This window comes from Streptomyces sp. WZ.A104 (assembly GCF_002382885.1).
In the GTDB taxonomy this organism is placed as follows: Bacteria; Actinomycetota; Actinomycetes; order Streptomycetales; family Streptomycetaceae; genus Streptomyces.
Map to the genome: position 1 here is coordinate 65795 of NZ_NWVL01000012.1, position 18823 is coordinate 84617.

An 18823-nucleotide genomic window follows, 5' to 3' on the forward strand; every position below is an offset into this window, starting at 1 on the left:
GGGGGATCGGACATGTCCACATGTGACTTCTGTAGCCTGCCTGGTGCCCGCTGGCTGTACGTCCCGCAGGACCGCGCTCACGTCGCCCTGATGAGCGACGACGGGGTAGTGACGCCGCTCCCGAACGACGGCCGGTGGCGGGCCTGCGACCTCTGCTCCGACCTCGTCGACACCGACGACATGGCCAGGCTCATCGAGCGCTCCCTCACCACTCTCCGAGTGCTCGGGGCTCCGGTGCCGGACGGCGGCCAGCTCCTCGAAGACATGGCCATGGTCATGATGGCGAACTTCGCAACCGTACTGGCCGGGCGCCCCACCAAGGAGCACCTGTGATGGAGCACTCCCCGGCCTGGACGTATGACCTCTATATCTGCGAGTCCGTTGGCGACAAGCCGGAGGAACACGGCGACTCGTGTACCTCGTGGCGTCACGGCGGCACGTGGCTGGACTACGGATTCCGCGCCGCTTATCGAGAGGCGGCACGCCAGGGCCACGCCTACGTCGAGACGACCAGCCCACACAACGGGGCTACGGCCATCGGATTCGAGCACCTCGATGGCGGGGGCCTGTGCGAGCTGTGTGGCCCTACCACCGGCCGACGCGGTCCGTGGACCCGCACGCCATCCAACCGTCAGTTCCTCTGCGACGTGTGCGGCCGGGAACTCCAGCAGGTATTTGACGACCTGCACAAATCACTTGGCGTCTCCCGGAGCCGTGACGTGCGGCCTGTCCTCGAAGACGCCGACGAATTCTGACCCATGCGAAGGCGAAACCTCCGAAAGGAGGTCGGCGGGAGGTGGTTCCTCCCCCCTGATGATGCCAGCCCGCATCAATTCACTGAGGAGTTTTCCATGAAACAGCTTGTCAACGCGCTCGTCGAGAGCTCCCTTGCCGGGGCATTCGCTGCCGCCTGTTGGGTCCTGATCGACGTGGACCCGAATCTGTGGCAGTTCACGGCCTCAAGCGTCGCCGCCTTCGTTGCCCTGGAGTCCGTCAGGTCGCTCCGCCGCCACGTCGAGCGCCGCGCCGTCCAGAGCTGACCCCCTTGCCGCCGGGGCGAGCGACATCACCCCGGCGGCCCCAACCGAACGCGAGGAACAACATGAGCACCACTTTGTCCACCGGCATACAGCCAAGCGTGTGGATCGGCTGTCTGGCCTGCTACAACGCCGGCCGCCTGGTGGGCGACTGGTACGACGCCGACACCGCCGACCTTGTCACCCCGGAAGACCTGCACGGCCGCGAGACCAACCATGAAGAGCTGTGGGTCATGGACCACGAGGGATTCTGCGGAGTCCTCGAAGGCGAGTGCTCGCCGTCCGAGGCGGCTGAGCTCGCGGAGGTCCTGGCCGACCTGTCCGAGGACGAGGCCGCGCCGTTCTCGGCCTGGGTCGAGGTGTATGGCGAGCAGTCCGAACGGGCCCACTGGGTCGAACGGTTCCGTGAGGAGTTCCGCGGATTCCACAAGAACGAAGGGCACTTCGCCCAGGAGTGGGCCGAGGACACATCCCAGCCGGAGGACCAGGCGCGCATGCAGGTCTGGCCGTTCAACGCCATCGATTGGGACTATGCCGCCCAGGAGTTGTTTAGCGGCGGATTCCACTCCGAGGACGCTCCTGGCGGCGTGTACGTCTTCTGCCCGCGCTAACACCCTAGCAAGAAGAGTGACCATGAATTCCCAGACACACGACAAGACACTTGCCAAGATCCGCGCCATCCTTGCGAAAGCCGAGGACCCGGCCGCATCCCCCGAAGAAGCACAAGCGTACTTCGCCAAGGCCGCCGACCTGATGTCCAAGTACGGCATCGAGCGGGCCATGCTCGCCGAGAAGGCACCCGAGACCGACAAGCCTGCACAGCGCGTGCTCTACATCAAGGGGACCTACCTTCTCGACCGTACGTTCCTGCTCGGCTCCATCGTCAAGGCCCTCGGGGGGCAGAGTATCCGTTGGCGGGTCTACGACCGCGAGTCGGGCAAGTACGTCCAGAAGTTCAAGATGTACGGCTACGAGTCGATGCTCGAACGCGCCGAGATGCTCTACACCTCCCTCCTGCTCCAGGCGTTCAACGGGATGAAGCAGGGGCGGCCTCAGCCTGGAGAGTCGACCACCAGTTACCGCAAGGCGTGGCTGACGGGCTTCCGCTACGCGGTCAAGAAGCGCCTTGAGCGGGCCGAACAGGTGGCCGTCGAGGAAGCGGACCTCACTCTCCCCGGCGGCTCGGCATCTACCGCGCTGGTCCTTGCTCAGCGCGAGGACACAATCCGGGCGATCTTCACCGCCCAGCACCCCAAGGTCCGCCCCGCCGCCAAGCGCAACCTTCGCGGAAGCGGCTGGCGGGACGGCGACTTGGCCGGCCAGCGTGCGGACCTCGGCTCGAAGCGCCTGAACGACGCGCGCAAGTCCGCGCTCGCGTCGTAGCCGCGCCGCCCGGTGAACACCGAACTGTGCGTCGAGTGCGGCCACGTGCCCGAGCTGCTCGACGAAGACCTGACCTGCGGCCCGTGCCGTATCCGAATCCACCTGGGAGTACCCGTGCCCGAACCGATGAAGCCGTGGACCGTAGCGGCCCTGCACGACGAAGACAGTCAGGAGCTCTTGATCGCCGGGATCTTCCCGGGCCACCACGGCGAACAGAGCAGCAGCTTCTACTCGACGCACAACCTGTACCGCTTCACGCGGCTCGTCGAGGCGCCCACGGCTGATGACGCAGAGGCATTGGTGGAGAAGCAGTTCACTGCGGCCCTCGTCGAAATGAGCCGCGAGGCTGACGAGGTGGCGGCGTGAACAAGATCGTCAAGTTCCCTGTCGAGATCGTCACGCACGGCGAGATCGAGATCGACATCGACGTACCCGACGAGTTCCTCGACGAGGACGGCGACGTGTGCGACGAGGACGGCCTTCGCGACTGGCTCAACGACAACGAGAACGAGTGGTACGAGCTCGTGCCGCCCTTCGAGGAGATCCAGTCCAAGGAAGTCATCGAGATCGCCAACGTCTACTAACCCCGCCGGAGAACCACATGAAAGACCGCGTCAAGCACCTCGTGAGCGAACTGGACGAGGCCGTCAAGAACATGCGCCAGGAACCCGAAGAGGGCCACTCCTGGCCGTGGGAGGACGAGCACGTGGCGGGCCTGAATCTCGCCGACGCCGCCGAAGCCCTGATCCTCGCGCTTCCCACCGACACCTGGCCGGCCTCGTGGTTCGAGGAGGAGTCGAGGGCCCCCCGAACCCCGCTCAGCAACTACGAGAAGCAGCTCGTCTCCGAGCTCATCGACCGCCTCAACCTCTGATCTCTCACACGCAGACGGCGCCTGCTCCTCCCCGTTGGAGTCGCGGAGGGGCGGGCGCCGCCCGAAAGGATACCCATGAGCCACGACGCCACCTACCCGTTCCCCGAAGGGGACCTGCACGTCACGATCATCGCCGCGAAGTCCAGAAGCGCGTACTGGGGCGACCAATGGCAGGTCCGCCCCGAGGCCCGGCTAGCGATCAGCTCCTCGCTCGACGAGAAGGGCGAGCCCGGCTACGTGAAGATCCGCGGGCGCAAGTACCGCGTGGCCTCGCGCCGATCCCGTGTCCACGCCCTAACCGAAGCCGCCATGCGCGAGAACAGCAACGACCCCGACCTCTGGCAGCGGGAAACCCCCCTACGTCGGCAGGAGTTCGCGAACGAGCTGGACCGAGGGGTCGGGGAATCGACCGCTGCCCGCACCCGGCTGAACCAGATGGTCACGGAGGCCGCGATCCGCTTCGAGGCCGACCATCCGGACTGGCGGCTCGTCAGCGAGCGGCTGGAGCTGGAGGGCGAACTAGACGGAGCCGAAGCGGTCGTCAGCGGAGCCCGCGATGCGCTGCGAAAGGCCGAAGCCCGCGCAGCCGACCTTCGCGCCCGAATCGCCTCCTACACCGCCTGAAGGTCCCCTGATGCTGCACATCGTCAACACCGCCGAGGACGCGCCAGTTGGCACCTACGTGGTCCTGACCTATCTCTCCGACCACTTTCACGGCCGCGTCAAGCGCCACCTGTCCCACCAGGGGGAGATCCGCTTCGACATCGAGCCGACCCCCGGCCGCTGTACGCGACCCATCGCCGGGGCCGTGATCAAGCCCGGCTTCCTGGTCGTCGACCCCAGCCCCTTTGAGCCGTGCGGAGGCTGCCAGCGCCGCCGTCAGCGTGAAGCCCGCACCCACTGACCACCCGATCTGAGGAAGACCATGATCCCTGTAGCCGTACCTCGCCGCATCACCCTTGTTGTTCGCTGGGAAGCCAGCGCCGAAGGCGTTTCCTACGACCTGCCATCGATGATCTGCACGGTACCTGTGCCAGCCGACCTCCACGACGACGAGGTACTCAACCTCGCCCACCGCATCACTGCCGAGCGTGTGGCCGACGCCTACCCCCATGGCCCCGATAGCGATGAGCCGATTGAGCCGAGCTGGGTGTTCGAGGACGACGCTCTGTGTCTGGTCGAGGCCGTCTTCGAGGGAGAGCCCGCCCTGATAGGCGCCTGGGCCCACTCGACGGTGATCTGACATGACCACAATTACCCGCCCGCGCTCCTTCGCACGGCTCGACACGGCCGGGGCACTCGGAACTCCCGAGGAGTCAGACCTCACAGGCAAGACACCGGAAGAGCTCGCCGAGATCGCGGCCCCCTGGCCCGCCGAGTGGCTCTTCCCTCCGGAGCCATGGGAGGCCGAGCGAGTCATCAACCTCTTTGCAGGACCCGGTGGTTGGGACGTTGGTGTACGCGATGTGCTGGAGTACGACCTCGACACCGTTGGCGTCGAAATGCACAAGGACGCCTCCGCAACCGCTTCCGCAGCCGGATTCCGGCGCATCACCGCAGATGTCCGCTCCCTCGACCCGAAGCACCCCGCGCTGCGCTGGGTCGTCGGCCTGGTCGTCTCGGCGCCGTGCCAATGCTGGTCCCCGGCCGGCAAGAGAGCCGGGCAAGACCCGCGCAATCAGGAACTCCTCCTAGACGTGTTCACCATGGCCTTCGAGGCCACCTTCGGGCACTGGCACGACAGTGGAGAGTGCAGTCCCTGCGAGTGGGCAGACCACTGCCTGATTTGTAGCAACCCCGACTGGGATGGCTACGCAGGCTTCACCGGCCCTCTGCTCACCCTGGACGAGGTCCGCGCTCCCATAGCCCAGATGACGGACGAGCGGATCGGCCTGCTCGCCGAGGTGCTGATCTGGGCGCTCACCCTGACTGCGCAGTGGGACAACCTCCGCTGGCTGGCCATGGAACAGAGCTCAGCTCTCCCAGAGACGATCCTCGACGGGATACGCGAAGAGCTGTGGTCGGCGGACTGGTGCAGCGCCGAGTACCGCGTACTGGACGCCGTCGACTACGGACTGGCCTCCCGCAGGAAGCGCGTCTTCCTCATGGCCGCCCGCCACTCCTACGTCGACATGGCCGCTCTCACCCCCGCCGAGCCCCTGCCGACCACCACGGCCGCCGATGCCCTCGGCTGGCCGGAGGGCATCAGCGTCAATACCAGAGGCGTCCGAAAGACGGCGGGCGGCAACTGCTGGAGCGCGGACAAGCCCGCGACTGGCATCACCTCGAAGATTCGCGGCTGGTACTGGGAGCACAACAAGGACCGGAAGTTCAGCCTCGACGAGGCCGCGCTCCTGGTCGGGTTCCGCAACGGCTACCCGTGGACTGGCTCACGGTCGAGCTGCACGCAACAGATCGGCGACGTAGTCGCCCCACCGATGGGCGCCGTCGTCATCGGAAGCCTCCTCTCCCACCACTGGGAGAAGCCCTTGCGGCGATACCTCGCCGACATCTACGCCCACACCCCTGCCGAGCCCGAGCACACGCTCGCCGCCTGACCGATCGAGAGAACATGCGCGCAAACCTCCTGCTCATGCACTACGCCCGAAGCCCCTTTGACTGTCCCGTCTGTGAAGCGGACCGCCTCACCTCCATGGCCGATGCCCGAGCCGGCATCTGTACCGCCTCCGGCGTCGCCATCGACGACATCGACCCCGCCACCGGCTACGACCACTCCCGACGCGGATACGAACGGGTCCGCGCTTCCTGGGTCGACCTGATCTGCCAGCACGGTGCCAACGAGTTCCACGAGATACGCGACATCGCCGAAGTCCGCTCCTACTGGTCCGAGAAGCGGCCCGAGTTCACCGACGGCGACGACTGGCTGACCGAGGCGTTCGAAGCCCACCGGCAGTTCATCGCCGAACTCGGCCGACCGTGCCGCCGCTCCACCTGTGACATCCACTTCCCCGTCCCCACGGCCTGAAAGCAAGGACCGACATGACCGAGATCATCGCGACCACCGACGACGGACGCTTCCGCGTCAGGCTCGCCACCGACGAACACGCCACCAACCCTCGCCACGACTACGACCACCTAGCCCACGTCATCACCGTCGACACCCACCTCGGCCAGTACGAACCCGTTGACAAGGACGGCGGCCCGCTCGCCGAAGCGTGGAACCGCGTGAGCTGGAACCGCTGGAAGGGCATCGAGACGTTCACCCGCTGGGCCAGCATCTTCCACAACGCCATCGTTATCGAGTCCCGCCCGGCACACGGCCCAGTCTCCCTCTGGTACCTGATGCGCGAGGACGCCGAAGACCTTGGAATGCTCCCCGAGGGGTACCTCGACGCCGAGCGCAAGGAGTACGAGGCGTGGGCCGAAGGCGACGTGTACGGCTACATCGTGGAGGAAGCCGTCGACTGGGTCCGGGCCGACGATGAGGGCGAGACCATGTCCACCTGGGAAGAGGTCGACTCGTGCTGGGGCCACTACGGCTACGAGTGGGCCACCGCCGAAGCCCGCCGGGCCCTGGCCTTCTACGTCGGGAAGCGCCAGGTGGTCGCGGCATGAAGACGCGCACCGAGCCCATCACACTGTCGGACGGAGCCACGATCCGTGTGCGAATCGAGCGCGGCCCGACCGGCGACACCATCCTCCACGAGGACTACGCCCGCCACCACGACGCCAGCGCGATCTACTGGCGCGGCCACCAGCTCTACCTGGTCTGGGAAGACCAGCTCCACCCCATCGAGCACCCTCAGTTCAAGCTCGCCACCACGCTCGACGAAGCCGCCGAGACGGCCCTCGCCTTCTTCGCCAAGTGCGCCGAGGACACGATCACCCACGCACGAGAACACGGCATTCCTGTAGAGGCGTGCTACTCACAGAGCTGATTGTAAGAGTGTAACTAAGGCGAAACCTCCCGAGAGGAGGTCGTCGCGGGAGGCTCCCGCGGCCTGAAGAGCCAGCCAGTAAGGAGGACACCATGAGCAAGAACCCTGGAGCCGCTGAACCGGACCACGTACCGCATACGCAGGAGATCGGAGAGCTCAGGGCGGGCCAGCGGGTAACGGTGACGGGTAAGGACACTCGCGGCTACAGCGTCACCCGAACCGGCCGCATCCTGGCCGCCCCGAGGAAGGTGATGGCGCAGGACTGGGGCAAGCGCGTCAAGCGTTGGCGCCTGCATGTCTCCGATGAGCCGGACGCCATGCCGGCGCACTCGAACTCGGTGGCCACACCCCTGAACGCCACGGCCGAACTCCTCCCCGACGCGTGACGCACCAGATGCGGAAGCGGCCCGAACAGCGCTGGCAATGCCTCCACTGCCGGGCGGCATTCCTCGACCCAGAGCGCGCGAAGGAGTCCCAGTTCGCATGCCCCGGCCACCAGCTCGTTCACGGGCTCCTCGGCCGCCGCGAACACGTCTTGTACCCCACGTGGGCGAAGGACCGGAGCTGCGAAGCGTGGAGTTGCCCGGACCCCGACCCTGCCCACGACTTCCATGGCCCCGACCCCTACTGCGACGAACCCTCCTGCGGTATCTGCCTGCACGACTGCGACTGCGATGTGTGCGAGGGGCGAGTGCATGCCCCCGGCCTCCACCGCCTCGTCGACAGCCGAGAAACCTGAACCGAAAGGAAGCCCAGCTCATGAAGACCTACTTGATCGGACTCGCGGGCGCCGCCCGCTCCGGCAAGGACACCGCAGCGACCCACCTCGCCCGCGCCGGGTGGGAGCGCAAGGCGTTCGCCGACCCCGTGCGCGAGGCGCTGTACCGCCTCAACCCGGTACTGATCGACCCGCTCGGCGAAGCTGGCACAACGACCGTTGCATACGAGGTCGACAACCACGGCTGGGAGTACGTGAAGAGCGAATTCCCGGAGGTGCGCGGCTACCTCCAACGGTGCGGCACTGAGGTCGGACGGCGGACGCTGGGGGAGGACGTGTGGGTCGACACCCTGTTCCGCGACTACGAAACCTGGGATCGCCCGACAGTGATCACCGATGTGAGGTTCCCGAACGAGGCGCGGGCCATTGAGAGTCGAGGCGGCCTGGTGGTGCAGGTGGTCAGGCCAGGCCGGAGCCCCATTCAGGAGTCGGCCCACATTAGCGAGCGAGCTCTCGACGGGTGGTCCTTCGACGCCCAGCTCGTCAACGACGGCACGGAGGCCCAGCTCGGGCGCCGAGTGACGAACCTCGTCGCCGCACTGTAAGAGTTGATGCACCCCGGTGATTGATATAGTGTCTCAGGCGAGAGAGAGGGAGATCGTGACCAGCACTACGACATGCCTGATTGAAGAACCGGCCGTCCTTGATGCACTCCCGGCCGGCATCGAGGTTCGAGACGCGGATGGCGACACCGGAACCAAGACGCGAGATGGCGCCTGGAAGGTCGCAGGCTTCCCCTGGGGCCTGGACCCCGACTGGTTCACCTTCCCCGTCCGGGTGGTCCGTCCGACCAGGGAGACCGCACAGCTCGTCACTGACCTGCGTGAAGCGGGGCGAGTGCCTGCGATCATGGCCGAGCTGCGAAGCATCGTGGGTGAGATCCAGAACCGGTTCGAGAAGCAGGTAGCGGATCTCGACGAGATCCGAGACGAGAACGGGGACGTGCCCCACTCGCGCCTCACCGAGTTGGACGAGCTCATGGACGACATCCACGAGGAGGACTCCGAGATGCTCGCGGCCGTCCTGGAGCGGCTGGAAGCCCTCGTCGGCTCCGGCCAGGGCGGCGCATGAGGCTCACTCCCCGCCGGGAGGAGATCGACGCGGTGAAGGCGCTCTTGGAGGACGACTCCTTCGAGAGCGCCGACCAAATGGCCCGAACCCTGATCAAGGAAGTAGCCGGCATCCTCCAGATGCGCGACTGGATCGCTCTCGTGCACACCTGGAAGGACGGGAGCCGGGGGCTCAACTGGGCCCCTTTCGGCAACGAGGCAGAAGCCAGGTCGTTCGCCTCGAAGCTCGCGATCGGGGGCACCGGTCGCCTCGTCAAGCTCCACAGCCCTGGCGTGATGCTTGCCAACACCACCGGCAAGAAGGGCTGGAAGGGCTACTGCCAGCACCCCGAGTGCGGTCACGCCCCCTTCACCCACTCCGCAGCCAGCGCCGCACGAGGCGCATGTCAGATACCCACCTGCCCGTGCGCCAAATTCCAGAAATGAGGACAGCAGGCATGACCATCAGAGCCGTCGCCTTCAGTAAATGCCGGTGCGGAAAGGAGCGCGGCTACGACGACGAGCGAACCGCCGAGAAGGCACTCGGACGTGCCCAGGCCAAGCGGGACCGAGCAGGGGCCCGAAAGGGCACCCGCCGCGGCCTGTACCGCGAGAACCGCTTCTACGAGTGCGACTACGGCATGTGGCACCTCACCTCACAGTCCCGCGCTGAGTACCTCGGGGCCGCCGCATGAAGCACAGCGAGAAGGCGCTTGCCAACGGCTGGGGCTGGGTCCTTGGAGTATCGGGTCAGGAATGCCGGGTGTACTCGCGCCCCGCCCAGCAATCTCCGGCGGTTGACCCGGCGGAGGTGCTCGGACGGGCCGCGAAGCTGCTCGGTGTGGAGGATCTGGAGCAAGTGCCGGCAGGCATCCGGCAGCTCCGGGACGACCGCGAACAAGCCCTCGCCTCTGCCGATACGGCATGGCGTGCCGTGCGCACAGCCAGCCAGGTGACCTGGCGCTGATGCAGGGCGGGAGCAACCGGTTGCTGACGCCGGAAGAGGTAGCCGACTGGCTCAAGGTCAGCGAGATCACCGTCAAGAACAAGTACCGGACGTGGGGACTCAAGGCCCAGAAAGTGGGCCGCCTCCTCCGGTTCCGTGAACGCGACATCGTCACGTACCTCGATCAGCATTACGGATGATGCACGAGCGTACGTTTAATGAGAGGAGAGCATGTGGCCAGCGTGATCCAGAAGTGCAAGACAGATCCGGCGAACAGGAACCACCCGTGCGAGAAGGTTCGCTGCGGTCATCCGTGGACTGTTCGGTACAGGGAGCCCGGAGGGCGAACCGGAAGGCAGCGGGAGAAGAGTTTCCCCACCAAGAAGCAGGCTGAAGGCCACGGCCTGAAGATGGAGAACGACAAGCGAGAAGGGACCTACCTCGACCCCAAGCGAGGTGCCGTTCCTCTCAAGGTCTACGCCGAGAAGTGGGTGGCGCGCCAGCACCTGGCAGTCGGAACGGAAGGCGTTTACGACCGAGCGTTCCGGCTGCACATCTTCCCCGCCCTCGGTCACCGCCTGCTCTCCACTCTCCGGCCGGAGGACATAGAGACGCTCGCTCGCGAGATGACGGCGGCAGGGCTCACCGCGAACTCCGTCGATGCCTACATGACCCCCCTTCGGTCCGTGTGCAAGGCGGCCGTGAATAACGGTGACATCGGCCGGAACCCGTTTACCGGTGCCAAGCTCCCGAAACTGCCGAGCAAGGCAGTGGACGATAAGCGACTCCCTAACGGGCAGCAGATCCAGGACATCGCGGACGAGTTTCGCCGAGAACTTGCGTTGTCGGTGTGGCTCATGGCCGGGCTCGGGCTGCGTACCGGTGAGGTGCTGGGTCTCAGGGTCGGCGACTTCGGCGAGGACCGCGTACGGGTCCGTCGGCAGATCACTCGGGGGAAGGGCGGCCGGGGACTGCTGGTGGGGCCTCTCAAGCACCGCCGTGAGGGCGACTGGCGGGATGTGCCGCTCCCGACGAACCTCCGTGAGGCTGTGGCCGAGCACGTTGCCACGTACGGCACCGGGCCGGATGGCGCACTGTTCCAGACCGGCACTGGGAAGTACGTTGCCACGTCGGATTTCGCTACGCACTTTCGCAAGGTGGTCAAGCTCCTGGGCCACTCGTGGTCGCCCCACGATCTCAGGCATTGGTTCGCCTCTACGGCACTCAGCAGCGGTCTGCCACTCTTGGACGTGTCCAGGTGGCTGGGACACAGGAACATCAGCGAGACGGCTGATACGTACGGGCATCTGACACCGGACAGCACCGGACGGGCGATCCGGGTGATGGATGGAGCGATTACTCAGCACCGTGCTGGTTTGGTGCTGGATGTGGCCGCATGATCTAGCGTTCATGCAGCTCAGAGGGGTGGAGCGGAATGTGCGGACGGTATGCAGCGAGTCGGAAGCCCGAGGACCTGACCGGACTCTTCGGCGTCGAGAAGTGGGAACCCACCGAGGCCTTGGAGCCGGACTGGAACGTGGCGCCGACCAAAGAGGTCTACGCGGTTCTGGAGCGTCCTGTTAAGGACGCGGACGACCGGCGTCCGGTTCGCCAGCTGCGCACCCTGAAATGGGGGCTCGTCCCGTCCTGGTCGAAGACCCCCGAGGGCGCCGCCCGGATGATCAACGCCCGCGCGGAGACCGTCCACGAGAAGCCCTCCTTCCGGAACGCCTTCGCTCAGCGCCGCTGCATCCTGCCCGCCGACGGCTACTACGAGTGGGTCACCGGCGCGGAGGAACGGCAGCTGGAGGAGAAGAAGGGCAAGAAGCGGGCGCGCAAGCAGCCGTATTTCGTGACCCCCGCCGACGGCTCGGTCTTCGCGATGGCCGGACTGTACGAGTTCTGGCGCGACCCGACCCTGCCCGGCGACCACGAGCTGGCCTGGTGGGTCACCTGCTCGGTGATCACCACCGAGGCGGAGACCGCACCGCTGGCGGTCGCCCCCGCCGAAGGACCCGGCGCCCTCGCCGACATCCACCCCCGGATGCCGCTGATGCTCACCCCGGACCGCTGGGACGCCTGGCTGGACCCCTCGCACACGGGCCTCCACGAGCTGCGCGCGCTGCTGGAGCCGCCGCCCGGCGGGCTGATGCGGGCCTACCCGGTCGCCACCGCCGTCAGCAACGTCCGCAACAACGGACCGGAGCTGCTGGAGGAGCTGGCCGCGCCGGAGGAGTCGACGCTGTTCTGAACGGGAGGGGAGGCAGGATGGGACGCGTGAGCCGTGAGAAGAGCGTGCAGAGCATCCCCACCGACGCCGGAGAGGCCCGGATCACCTGGCTCCCCGCCACGACCGGCTCGCGGCCCCGCCTCGTGCTGGCCGTGAGCCACGGGGCGGGCGGCGGCATCGAGGCCCGCGATCTGAAGGCCCTGGCCGCCGCCCTGCCCGGACAGGGCGTCACCGTCGCCCTGGTGGAGCAGCCCTGGCGGGTGGCGGGCAAGAAGGTGGCGCCCGCCCCGAAGACCCTCGACACCGGCTGGCGCGGACTGTGGCCCGCCCTGGCCGAGCCCGGGCTGCCCGTCGTCGCCGGGGGCCGCAGCGCCGGGGCCCGGGTCGCCTGCCGCACCGCCACCGAGCTGGGCGCGGCGGCCGTCCTCGCGCTCAGCTTCCCGCTGCACCCCCCGGGCAGGCCCGAGAAGTCCCGCGCCGACGAACTCCTCGGCGCCGGGGTGCCCACCCTCGTGGTGCAGGGCGGCAACGACCCGTTCGGGCGGCCGGAGGAGTTCCCGCCCGGTCCGTACGAGCTGGCCGAAGTGCCGTACGGGGACCACGGCTTCGCCGTACCGAAGAAGGCCGGGCTGAGCGAGGAACAGACGATGGGCATCCTCACCGAAGCGGTCAGCGGGTGGCTCATGTCACTCGGGTGACACGGGCCCCGGGAATGCTCCGCACGGGGGCGCTGTTGTTCGGGACGTCGGTACAACAACGTCGTACGTGGAGAGGGAGTCCGTCGCATGGGTTCGACCATCTGCCCGAGCCGCTCGAACACCGCTGACCTGGAGTGGAGCGTGCTGCCCGCGGCGAGGACCACCCCTGAGCGACCCCTGAGCGGCGGTAATCGACAGGCCGTCTCCAAGCAGGGTCGACTATTCTCCGATGCGAGCGGGTCCGGTTTCGGCTCCGCCACATCGTTGGAGGAGGTGGGTCCGGTCACTGGGACCGACACAGGGACCGACGACGGCCGCGCACCGGAGACGCCCGCCGAGCGCAACGCGCGCTTCGAGCGCGACGCCCTGGGCTTTCTCGACCAGATGTATTCGGCCGCGCTGCGCATGACGCGCAACCCCGCCGATGCGGAGGACCTGGTCCAGGAGACCTACGCCAAGGCGTACGGCTCCTTCCACCAGTTCCGCGAGGGCACCAACCTCAAGGCGTGGATGTACCGCATCCTCACCAACACCTTCATCAACTCGTACCGCAAGAAGCAGCGCGAGCCCCAGCGCAGCGCCGCCGAGGAGATCGAGGACTGGCAGCTGGCCCGCGCCGAGTCGCACATGTCGACCGGTCTGCGCTCGGCCGAGTCCCAGGCCCTCGACCATCTCCCGGACTCCGACGTGAAGTCGGCGCTCCAGGCGATCCCCGAGGAGTTCCGCATCGCCGTGTATCTCGCCGATGTCGAGGGCTTTGCCTACAAGGAGATCGCGGACATCATGGGGACTCCCATCGGTACGGTGATGTCCCGGCTGCACCGCGGCCGCCGCCAGCTGCGCGGCATGCTGGAGGACTACGCCCGTGAGCGCGGGCTCGTCGCAGCCGGTGCCGGTGACTCGGACGATCGGAAGGGCTCGGCCTCATGAGCTGCGGAGAGCCGCACGAGACGGATTGCTCGGAGGTGCTCGATCATCTCTACGAGTTTCTCGACCGGGAGATGCCCGCGGGCGACTGCACCAAGTTCGAGGTGCACTTCGAGGAGTGCTCCCCGTGCCTGGAGAAGTACGGCCTCGAGCAGGCCGTGAAGAAGCTGGTGAAGCGCTGCTGCGGTCAGGACGACGTCCCGGCCGACCTGCGCTCCAAGGTGATGGGCCGGATCGATCTGATCCGGGCCGGCGAGTCCGTGCCCGACCAGGATGTGTCCGTGCACAGCACGGACCGGTCGGCGACCGCCACCGAATAGTCACCCGAATGTGCTAATCGGATCCGTAGCGGCTCGGTGAGCCGGACAACTCGCTAGCGTGGCGCCTCCATCGAGCATGCTGGGGGGCGAGTGCGGGCGTGAGGGGCACACCGGCGGCGGCGCGCGTCTGCATCCTGGCCGCGGTCGTCTGCGCGGTCTGCTGCACGCTCCCCGTGTACGCGGCTGACGCCCCGGTCCCGTGGGGCACGACGGCGCTGCTCGCCGCACTGGGTCTCGGTTCCGAGCTGGCCGCCCGTCGCCGTCACGCGGGCGGCTCCCTGACCGCCGGCGCCGTATCGTCCGTTCCGTTGCTCCTGGCCGCGGCTTTTCTGCTGCCGCCCGCCGCCGCCGCGCTGGTGGCGGTCCCGGGAGCGCTGGCCGGGCGGGTGGAGCGGCCCCCGCACGCCGCCCGCCGGATCTGGCGGGCCGCCCAGCTCGCCCTCACCTGTGCCGCCGCCTCCTGGGTCCACACCGCCCTCGGCGGACCGGCGACCCTCGGCGGCCCCGGCCTGGCACCGGACTTCCCGCGCGCCCTGCTGCCCGTCTGCGCCGCGTCGGTCGCCTTCAGCCTGGTCCTGACCGCGCTCGACGGGGTCATCCTCGCGGCGGCGGAACGGCGGCCCGTGCACCGCACCTGGCGCGGTCTGCTTCCGCGCGCGCTCGGCCCCCACCTGGTGCACGCGCTCTCCGGGCTGCTGATGGCCGTCCTGTGGCGCAGTTCGTACGGGCCGGTCTCCGCGCTCCTCGTCCTGCTGCCGATGTCCGTCTCCTGCTGGGTCTTCGCCCAGTACCACCGCGAGCGGGCCGCCCACCGGGCCACCATCCGCGCGCTCGTCCACGCCGTCGACATCAAGGACACCTACACCCGGGGCCACAGCGAGCGGGTCGGCCGGGCCTCCGTGCTGATCGCCCGCGAACTCGGCATGGACGACAGCCGGGTGGAGGCACTCCGCTTCGCCGGGATCCTGCACGACATCGGCAAGCTCGGCGTACCCACCCGGGTGCTCCGCAAGGACGGCCCCCTCACCTCCGAGGAGCGCCGGATCATGGAGCTGCACCCGGAGTACGGGCACGAGATCGTCCGGGGCATCGCCTTCCTGGACGAGGCGCGCGACGCGATCCTGCACCACCACGAACGCCTCGACGGCAGCGGATACCCCTACGGCCTCAGGGGTTCGCGCATCCCCGAGTTCGCCCGGGTCGTCGCGGTCGCCGACGCGTTCGACGCGATGACCTCCAACCGCTCCTACCGGCGCGCCCGGCCCGTGCCCGCCGCGCTCGCCGAGCTGAAGCGGTGCGCGGGCAGCCAGTTCGACCCGCGCATGGTGCGGGCGCTGGGCCGTGCCCTGGAGCGGCACGGCTGGAGTGCCGCCGACACCGCCGTCACGGCGGACGAACCGGGGGGTGCGGAGGACGGGACCCGCCGGGAGGCGGCCCAGGTGCCCGGCGCGCGGTCGGCGGGGCACGGCGCACCGGGCTCCGACCCACGCCCGTCCCCGTCCCCCGGAGGCCGTCGGTGAGCGGCGGGTACGCGGGCGCCCCGCCGGCCCCCGTCGTCCTCGCGGTGCGCGGGACCGCCTTCGCCCTCGCCCTCGCCGCGTTCACGCACACCCTGGTGCAGGGGCTCGTCGGGCCGGGACACGCGTTGGCCTTCGGGCTGCTGGTGGTCCTCGGGGAGGCCGCCCGCCGGGGTGCGCACCCCGGGGAACGGGAGCCCGCGCCGCTCGGGGCCGCCGGGGCGCTCGCGTACGCCCTGCTCGGGGACAGCGCCGGACGGCCGACCGGGCACGGGGCGCTCCAGGTGGTCGCCGTGGTGGTCGCCGCGCAGGCGCTCGCCGCCGTGCCCAGGGCGGCGAGCGGCCACCGCGTGGACGCGGACCGGGCCGCCCGCCGGACGCTGACCGTGGGCTTCGCCGCCGTCTGCTTCCAGCCGCTGTACAACTCCGGGCAGGCGGTCCGCTGGTTCGGCGACGGGCTGGCCTTCGCCCTGTTCCTGCTCCTTCTGCTGGCGCTGACCGCGCTGTGCGACGCCCTGCTGGCGGCCCTCCTGGCCCGCTCGGCGGACCGGCCCGCGGGTCCCGGCGCCACGCCTCCGTACGCACCGCTCCTCGGTGACGAGCTGCGCGCGCTCGCCGGGATCGGGCCGGCGGTCGGGGCGACCGGCGTCGTGCTGGCGCTGGGCGTCGCGGTCGCCGGGCTCTGGGCGCTGCCCGTGCTGTGCGGGCCGCTGCTGCTCACGCAGGTCTCCTTCCGCCGGTACGCGGCCGCGCGCACGACCTCCCGCCAGACCGTCTCCTCGCTCGCCCGCGCCACCGAGATCGCCGGGTACACCCCGCCCGGTCACGCCCGCCGGGTCGCCGCGCTCGCCACCGCCGTAGGCCGGGAGCTGGGGCTGACCGGACCGCAGCTGACCGTCCTGGAGCACGCCGCCCTGATGCACGACATCGGCCAGCTCTCCCTTCTCGACCCGGTCGCGGGCGGGGCCACCGTCCGGCTGCCCGCCGCCGAGCAGCGCCGCATCGCCCTTCTCGGCGGGGCGGTCGTCCGGCGCACCGGTGTGGACCCGGCGGTGGCCGCGGTGGTCGAGCAGCAGGCCGATCCGTACCGGGAACAACTGCCCGCCGCCAGGATCGTCAGGACGGTAAACGCATACGACGACCTGTGCGGGGAAAGCGTGAGCGGGCCGCTCGGCGCACTGGAGCGCCTCAGGCTCGGCACCGGGCACGACCACCAGCCGCAGGTGGTGGAGGCGCTGGGACGAGTCCTGGCGCGGGGCGGTCTGACCCCGGCCGGGGCTGGGTAACCCATGGGTAATGAGCGGGCGTCGGGCCGGGCATGGTTGGATGCGAAAGCAGAGCGGATAACGAGGGTGTCCAGTCGGGACAGGCGGGAATCGTGAGGATCTTCGGGAAGGTACGGCATCGTCCGTCCGCCTCTTGGCGGCAGGCCACGGACCGCGCGTTCACGCTGATCGGCGACGGCCGGTACGAGGACGCGGGGGCGCTGCTGACGCGCGCGGCGGATCTGGAGCCCTGGCTCTCGGAGTCCTGGTTCAATCTGGCGCTGCTGCACAAGTTCCGGCACGACTGGGAGCAGGCGCGCGCGGCGGGCTTGCGGGCGGTCGCGCTGCTGGACCGCGAGTCCGGCGCCCCGGACTGGTGGAACGTCGGCATCGCGGCCACCGCGCTCCAGGACTGGCCACTGGCGCGCCGGGCCTGGCAGGCGTACGGCCTCAAGGTCCCCGGCAGCGGCCAGCACAGCGCGGCGACCACCGAGCCGACCGGCATGGAGCTGGGCAGCGCGGCGGTGCGGCTCTCGCCGGAGGGCGAGGCCGAGGTGGTCTGGGGCCGCCGCCTCGACCCGGCCCGGATCGAGGTGCTGTCCATTCCGCTGCCGTCCTCAGGGCGGCGCTGGGGCGAGGTCGTCCTGCACGACGGGGTGCCCAACGGCGAGCGGGTCACCGCGGCCGGGCCCGCCTATCCGGTGTTCGACGAGATCGAGCTGTGGGCGCCCTCGCCGGTGCCGACCTGGGTGGTGCTGCTGGAGGCGGCCACCGAGGACGACCGCGACGCCCTGGAGAAGCTGGCCTCGGACGCCGGGTTCGCCGCCGAGGACTGGTCCTCCTCCGTACGGCTGCTGTGCCGGGACTGTTCGGAGAGCCGGATGGAGAGCGACGAGGGGGACGGGGAGCACCTGGACCCGCACGACCACAGCGAGCCCGGCCACCCGGGCCCGCTGGGCCACCGCATCGCGGGCGCCGGTGACCTGTGGGTCCCGGAGCGCGAGTGCGGTCTCGCGGCCCCCGCCGGGCTGGTGCGCGGACTGCTGGACGGCTGGGTCGCCGACAGCCCCGACAGCCGTGAGTGGCGGGATCTCGAAGAAGTCTGCTGACCGCTGCCCGTAGGCTGTACGCGCACCGATCGCGGTGCTGCTCCTCCCGTGGTTCCCGGTTTCCGGCGGGTTCGGCGGGGTTCACCGAGTTCAGGTTTTGCAGGAAGGCGTACGGCGGACATGTCGCAGCAGGAGACGGACGGGACGATCGGCGTGGACGACGAGGGGTTCATCGTCGACACCGAGGACTGTGAGGCGCGCGAGGCGGCGTACCGCGAGCGCGGCACCTCCCGTCCGATCACGGTCGTGGGCAACCCGGTGCTGCACAAGGAGTGCAAGGACGTCACGGAGTTCGGTGACGAGCTGGCGCAGCTGATCGACGACATGTTCGCCAGCCAGAAGACGGCCGAGGGCGTGGGCCTCGCGGCCAACCAGATCGGTGTGGACCTCAAGGTCTTCGTCTACGACTGCCCGGACGACGACGGGAAGCGGCACACCGGTGTCGTCTGCAACCCGGTCCTGGAGGAGCTCGCCCCCGAGCGGCGGGTGCTGGACGACTCCAACGAGGGCTGCCTCTCGGTCCCGACCGCGTACGCGTCCCTCGCCCGCCCCGACTATGCGGTGGTGCGCGGCCAGGACGCGAAGGGCAACCCGATCCGGGTCAGGGGCACCGGCTACTTCGCGCGCTGCCTCCAGCACGAGACGGACCACCTCTACGGCTACCTGTACATCGACCGGCTCTCCAAGCGGGACCGCAAGGACGCGCTGCGGCAGATGGAAGAGGGCACGCCGCGCTACGAGACCGTCCCCAACGGCTGAGGCCGCGCCGCAGGGGCCCGACGCCGTTCCCG

General features: G+C 68.9%; 31 protein-coding genes and 2 other RNA genes. All 33 read left to right on the forward strand.

What is annotated here, in order from left to right:
- Positions 1 to 12 precede the first annotated feature (12 nt).
- The 33 genes from CIB93_RS09070 (at position 13) to def (ending at position 18791) form a co-directional block, all read left to right on the forward strand.
- Complete coding sequence (locus tag CIB93_RS09070; RefSeq protein ID WP_096625881.1) at positions 13 to 333, forward strand: hypothetical protein; 321 nt, start codon at positions 13 to 15, stop codon at positions 331 to 333.
- A complete protein-coding gene (locus tag CIB93_RS09075) occupies positions 333 to 755 on the forward strand; it encodes a hypothetical protein (protein ID WP_096625883.1) in 423 nt (140 codons plus the stop codon). The genes CIB93_RS09070 and CIB93_RS09075 overlap by 1 nt, the downstream gene beginning before the upstream one ends.
- A 9-nt stretch (positions 756 to 764) precedes the next feature.
- Positions 765 to 829: hammerhead ribozyme type II (locus CIB93_RS09080), an RNA gene on the forward strand.
- A gap of 22 nt (positions 830 to 851) precedes the next feature.
- The gene (locus CIB93_RS09085) at positions 852 to 1040 is read left to right on the forward strand and encodes a hypothetical protein (RefSeq protein WP_096625885.1); all 189 of its coding nucleotides are present in this window, start codon (positions 852 to 854) and stop codon (positions 1038 to 1040) included.
- Between the two features lie 62 nt (positions 1041 to 1102).
- Positions 1103 to 1648: an antirestriction protein ArdA gene (locus tag CIB93_RS09090; protein ID WP_096625887.1), complete on the forward strand. Its 546-nt coding sequence runs from the start codon at positions 1103 to 1105 to the stop codon at positions 1646 to 1648.
- A gap of 22 nt (positions 1649 to 1670) precedes the next feature.
- Entirely contained in the window at positions 1671 to 2420 is a 750-nt protein-coding gene (locus CIB93_RS09095; RefSeq protein WP_179500042.1) for a DUF2786 domain-containing protein, read from the forward strand.
- 12 nt (positions 2421 to 2432) lie between these two features.
- Positions 2433 to 2786: a hypothetical protein gene (locus tag CIB93_RS09100; RefSeq protein WP_143660018.1), complete on the forward strand. Its 354-nt coding sequence runs from the start codon at positions 2433 to 2435 to the stop codon at positions 2784 to 2786.
- Positions 2783 to 3004, forward strand: coding sequence for a hypothetical protein (locus tag CIB93_RS09105; protein ID WP_096625893.1), 222 nt, complete (start codon positions 2783 to 2785; stop codon positions 3002 to 3004). The genes CIB93_RS09100 and CIB93_RS09105 overlap by 4 nt, the downstream gene beginning before the upstream one ends.
- Positions 3005 to 3021: 17 nt before the next feature.
- Positions 3022 to 3294: a hypothetical protein gene (locus CIB93_RS09110; RefSeq protein ID WP_096625895.1), complete on the forward strand. Its 273-nt coding sequence runs from the start codon at positions 3022 to 3024 to the stop codon at positions 3292 to 3294.
- A gap of 75 nt (positions 3295 to 3369) precedes the next feature.
- Entirely contained in the window at positions 3370 to 3918 is a 549-nt protein-coding gene (locus CIB93_RS09115; protein WP_096625897.1) for a hypothetical protein, read from the forward strand.
- Positions 3919 to 3928: 10 nt separating this feature from the next.
- Positions 3929 to 4198 carry a hypothetical protein gene (locus CIB93_RS09120; protein ID WP_096625899.1) on the forward strand — a complete coding sequence of 90 codons (270 nt, stop codon included), beginning with the start codon at positions 3929 to 3931 and terminating at the stop codon, positions 4196 to 4198.
- 21 nt (positions 4199 to 4219) lie between these two features.
- A complete protein-coding gene (locus tag CIB93_RS09125) occupies positions 4220 to 4537 on the forward strand; it encodes a hypothetical protein (protein WP_096625901.1) in 318 nt (105 codons plus the stop codon).
- A 1-nt stretch (position 4538) separates the two neighbouring features.
- Positions 4539 to 5852 carry a DNA cytosine methyltransferase gene (locus tag CIB93_RS09130; protein ID WP_096625903.1) on the forward strand — a complete coding sequence of 438 codons (1314 nt, stop codon included), beginning with the start codon at positions 4539 to 4541 and terminating at the stop codon, positions 5850 to 5852.
- 95 nt (positions 5853 to 5947) lie between these two features.
- Complete coding sequence (locus tag CIB93_RS09135) at positions 5948 to 6280, forward strand: hypothetical protein (RefSeq protein ID WP_143660019.1); 333 nt, start codon at positions 5948 to 5950, stop codon at positions 6278 to 6280.
- A gap of 14 nt (positions 6281 to 6294) precedes the next feature.
- On the forward strand, positions 6295 to 6870 hold the full coding sequence (locus CIB93_RS09140) for a hypothetical protein (protein ID WP_096625907.1): 576 nt from the start codon (positions 6295 to 6297) through the stop codon (positions 6868 to 6870).
- Positions 6867 to 7193, forward strand: a complete 327-nt coding sequence (locus CIB93_RS09145) for a hypothetical protein (RefSeq protein WP_096625909.1) — start codon at positions 6867 to 6869, stop codon at positions 7191 to 7193. Before CIB93_RS09140 ends, CIB93_RS09145 begins: the two co-directional genes overlap by 4 nt.
- Positions 7194 to 7210: 17 nt before the next feature.
- An RNA gene (locus CIB93_RS09150) (hammerhead ribozyme type II) lies at positions 7211 to 7274 on the forward strand.
- Positions 7275 to 7285: 11 nt separating this feature from the next.
- Complete coding sequence (locus tag CIB93_RS09155) at positions 7286 to 7579, forward strand: hypothetical protein (RefSeq protein WP_096625911.1); 294 nt, start codon at positions 7286 to 7288, stop codon at positions 7577 to 7579.
- 373 nt (positions 7580 to 7952) lie between these two features.
- A complete protein-coding gene (locus tag CIB93_RS09165; RefSeq protein WP_096625915.1) occupies positions 7953 to 8516 on the forward strand; it encodes a hypothetical protein in 564 nt (187 codons plus the stop codon).
- Between the two features lie 55 nt (positions 8517 to 8571).
- The gene (locus CIB93_RS09170) at positions 8572 to 9042 is read left to right on the forward strand and encodes a hypothetical protein (protein ID WP_143660020.1); all 471 of its coding nucleotides are present in this window, start codon (positions 8572 to 8574) and stop codon (positions 9040 to 9042) included.
- Positions 9039 to 9467 (forward strand): hypothetical protein, encoded by a 429-nt coding sequence (locus CIB93_RS09175; RefSeq protein WP_096625919.1) that lies wholly within the window; start codon positions 9039 to 9041, stop codon positions 9465 to 9467. The genes CIB93_RS09170 and CIB93_RS09175 overlap by 4 nt, the downstream gene beginning before the upstream one ends.
- Before the next feature lie 11 nt (positions 9468 to 9478).
- The gene (locus CIB93_RS09180; protein ID WP_096625921.1) at positions 9479 to 9715 is read left to right on the forward strand and encodes a hypothetical protein; all 237 of its coding nucleotides are present in this window, start codon (positions 9479 to 9481) and stop codon (positions 9713 to 9715) included.
- Positions 9712 to 9987 carry a hypothetical protein gene (locus CIB93_RS09185; RefSeq protein WP_143660021.1) on the forward strand — a complete coding sequence of 92 codons (276 nt, stop codon included), beginning with the start codon at positions 9712 to 9714 and terminating at the stop codon, positions 9985 to 9987. The genes CIB93_RS09180 and CIB93_RS09185 overlap by 4 nt, the downstream gene beginning before the upstream one ends.
- A 20-nt stretch (positions 9988 to 10007) precedes the next feature.
- The gene (locus CIB93_RS09190; protein WP_257002107.1) at positions 10008 to 10166 is read left to right on the forward strand and encodes a helix-turn-helix domain-containing protein; all 159 of its coding nucleotides are present in this window, start codon (positions 10008 to 10010) and stop codon (positions 10164 to 10166) included.
- Positions 10167 to 10199: 33 nt separating this feature from the next.
- Positions 10200 to 11366 carry a site-specific integrase gene (locus CIB93_RS09195; RefSeq protein ID WP_179500043.1) on the forward strand — a complete coding sequence of 389 codons (1167 nt, stop codon included), beginning with the start codon at positions 10200 to 10202 and terminating at the stop codon, positions 11364 to 11366.
- 35 nt (positions 11367 to 11401) lie between these two features.
- The gene (locus CIB93_RS09200) at positions 11402 to 12217 is read left to right on the forward strand and encodes an SOS response-associated peptidase (RefSeq protein WP_096625929.1); all 816 of its coding nucleotides are present in this window, start codon (positions 11402 to 11404) and stop codon (positions 12215 to 12217) included.
- 17 nt (positions 12218 to 12234) lie between these two features.
- Positions 12235 to 12894 carry an alpha/beta family hydrolase gene (locus tag CIB93_RS09205; RefSeq protein ID WP_373558725.1) on the forward strand — a complete coding sequence of 220 codons (660 nt, stop codon included), beginning with the start codon at positions 12235 to 12237 and terminating at the stop codon, positions 12892 to 12894.
- 273 nt (positions 12895 to 13167) lie between these two features.
- Positions 13168 to 13824 (forward strand): sigma-70 family RNA polymerase sigma factor, encoded by a 657-nt coding sequence (locus CIB93_RS09210; RefSeq protein ID WP_010061546.1) that lies wholly within the window; start codon positions 13168 to 13170, stop codon positions 13822 to 13824.
- Positions 13821 to 14141, forward strand: coding sequence for a mycothiol system anti-sigma-R factor (rsrA, locus tag CIB93_RS09215; RefSeq protein WP_096625935.1), 321 nt, complete (start codon positions 13821 to 13823; stop codon positions 14139 to 14141). Before CIB93_RS09210 ends, rsrA begins: the two co-directional genes overlap by 4 nt.
- A gap of 98 nt (positions 14142 to 14239) precedes the next feature.
- Positions 14240 to 15661, forward strand: a complete 1422-nt coding sequence (locus tag CIB93_RS09220; RefSeq protein ID WP_096625937.1) for an HD-GYP domain-containing protein — start codon at positions 14240 to 14242, stop codon at positions 15659 to 15661.
- Positions 15658 to 16944, forward strand: a complete 1287-nt coding sequence (locus CIB93_RS09225) for an HD-GYP domain-containing protein (protein ID WP_096625939.1) — start codon at positions 15658 to 15660, stop codon at positions 16942 to 16944. Before CIB93_RS09220 ends, CIB93_RS09225 begins: the two co-directional genes overlap by 4 nt.
- Before the next feature lie 92 nt (positions 16945 to 17036).
- On the forward strand, positions 17037 to 18032 hold the full coding sequence (locus CIB93_RS09230; RefSeq protein WP_096625941.1) for a hypothetical protein: 996 nt from the start codon (positions 17037 to 17039) through the stop codon (positions 18030 to 18032).
- A gap of 120 nt (positions 18033 to 18152) precedes the next feature.
- Entirely contained in the window at positions 18153 to 18791 is a 639-nt protein-coding gene (def, locus tag CIB93_RS09235; protein ID WP_096625943.1) for a peptide deformylase, read from the forward strand.
- The last annotated feature ends 32 nt before the right edge of the window (positions 18792 to 18823 follow it).